This is a genomic window from Microbacterium sp., from assembly GCF_030149085.1.
In the GTDB taxonomy this organism is placed as follows: Bacteria; Actinomycetota; Actinomycetes; order Actinomycetales; family Microbacteriaceae; genus Microbacterium.
Genome location: NZ_JASBSF010000125.1, coordinates 1 through 2,177, shown reverse-complemented (window position 1 = coordinate 2,177; position 2,177 = coordinate 1). Strand labels below are relative to the sequence as shown.

Sequence of the window (2,177 nt, the reverse complement as noted above, 5' to 3'; positions counted from 1 at the left end):
TCTTCTCGTTGAGCGGTACCTTCTTCGGCTTGCGTCCGTCAGTCGGTGCGGGAAGCTCGAGGTGCAGGGAGTCGATCAGTTCGGCGATCTGGTAGTGGTACTGGTCGAGCCCCGCCGGCATCGGCGGCATCTCGATGTCGCCACGGTTGATCCAGGTGTCGGTGAGGTGCTGTTCGTAGTCGATGAAGCCATTCGTCGTGAGCCAGAACTGCAGCTGCTTGGCCTGGTCGTCGGTGATCGCGACCTTCTCGCCGGTCGCGGGGTTCTCGACGATCTTGCCCGCGAAGAAGTCGGGGCTCGCTTTGCGCGGCCTGGCGCTGAGCGAGTCGACGATCTCCTTCTGCAGCGCGGTCACGAATTCGGTGTACGACTCATCCGTGACGACCGTCAGTTCATTGATGTCGTGCACGGTGACGGGGTTGTCCATCCGCTCGCCATGCTGGTCGACCGAGAGGCGCAGCCCGCGCCCGATCTCCTGCCGCCGTGTGGTGGTGTTGTCGCTCTTCTTGAGCATGCCCATGACGAAGACGTTCGGGTTGTCCCAGCCCTCCCGTAGGGCGGAGTGGGACCAGATGAAGCGCACGGGCTCCTCGAACGACAGGAGCCGCTCCTTGTCCTTGAGGATCAGGTCGTAGGCCGCGACGTCGTCGGACTGACCGGCGGAGTCACCCGTCTTCTTCACTGACCCGTCGACCTGGTGCCCGGACTTCTTGTCGATCGAGAAGTAGCCCTGGTGGGTCTTGCCAACCGGAATGGACTCCAAGTGCGCGCGGTACCGCTCGGATGCCTCGTCGAGCTCCATCTGACCGAGGAAGTCGGCGACAATCGCCTCGTACTCCTCCTCGAAGACGCGCGCGTAGCCGCCGAGGGTGTCTTCACGGTCGTAGTCGCGATACTTAGCGACCTCATCGATGAAGAACAGCGACAGCGCTTTGATCCCTTGCGCGTACAGCTCGCGCTCCTTGTCGAGATGTGCCCGGATGACCTCGCGAATCTGGATGCGACGCTTTGCGTCGTCGGTGAGGTCGTTGGTGACCTGTCCGGCGAAGATGCGTTCACCGTTCGACAGTTCGATGAAGTCTTGGTTCGCGTCGACATCGACGACGACAAGGTCCTTGTAGGCCTCGATGCCGTTCGAGATGTCGTGAAGCCGGGACCCTTTCGATAGGCGCACGGACTTCGGCCTGGGGCTCGAGCTCCCCGCAGGCTGGACGTAGAGCTCGACGCGCGCCTTCGGGAAGTCAGCGCCCTTGCCGACCTCAAGTCCGTCGACGTAGAGGTATGCGGTGCTGCCGGGCAGGCCCTTCACCGTGATGCCGCGCACTGCGATCTTCTTGACGAGCTTCTTGTTGTAGGCGTCCAGTGCGTCGAGCCGGTGTACCTTCGTACGCTCGATCTTGTGCGTCGCCGAATACCGCAGCGCGAACAGGGCGTTGAACAGCGCCAGGGCCGTCAGGGACTTCGAGGCCTTCTTGCCATCGCCCTCGATCTTCTGGGGCTCGTCGATGATCAGGATCGGCCGGTTCGCGGCGATCACGTCGATGGGCTTGCGCGACTGGAAGTCGTCGAGCACCTCATAGATGCGGCGGGCGTCCTTGCCGGTCGCGTTGAACGCCTGGGTGTTGATGATCATCACCTGCACGCCGGCATCGGATGAAAATCGCTCGAGCTCGTGCAGCCGTGATGAGTTGTAGACGAACGTGCGGGGCTTCGTGCCGTAGAGCTGCTGGAAGTGGTCGGCGGTGATGTCGAACGACTTTTTCACTCCTTCGCGGATCGCGATGCTCGGGACGACGACGATGTACTTCGACCAGCCGTAACGCTTGTATAGCTCCATGATCGTCTTGATGTAGACGTAGGTCTTTCCGGTGCCGGTCTCCATCTCGATGTCGAGATTGATCGGCGCGGCCGGAGAGGTCACGAGGCTCTTCGAGAGCGGCAGTCCGCGAGGCTTCTGGACGGCGTGGACGTTCTCCAAGAGCTGCGGCATCGAGACGCTGATCGCGGAGTTGCGCAGACCGGCATCCTCGAGAAGTGTCGGTGCGATGTCTTTGCCCGGGTCGATGCGGTACTTCACTCCGTCGGCGAAGGGCTGGCCCGCGAAGACGTCCACGACGGCGTCGACGGCCTCGGTCTGATACTGCTGGACCTTGAACTGGAGCTTCATACCTTGCCTA

1 protein-coding gene is annotated in these 2,177 nt (G+C 62.1%); it reads right to left on the bottom strand.

The window, feature by feature from the left end; genetic code table 11:
• Positions 1-2,167: DEAD/DEAH box helicase family protein (locus Q1V87_RS05075; protein ID WP_300591118.1), on the bottom strand; the 2,167-nt coding region annotated here is incomplete at its 3' end.
• Positions 2,168-2,177: the final 10 nt, after the last annotated feature.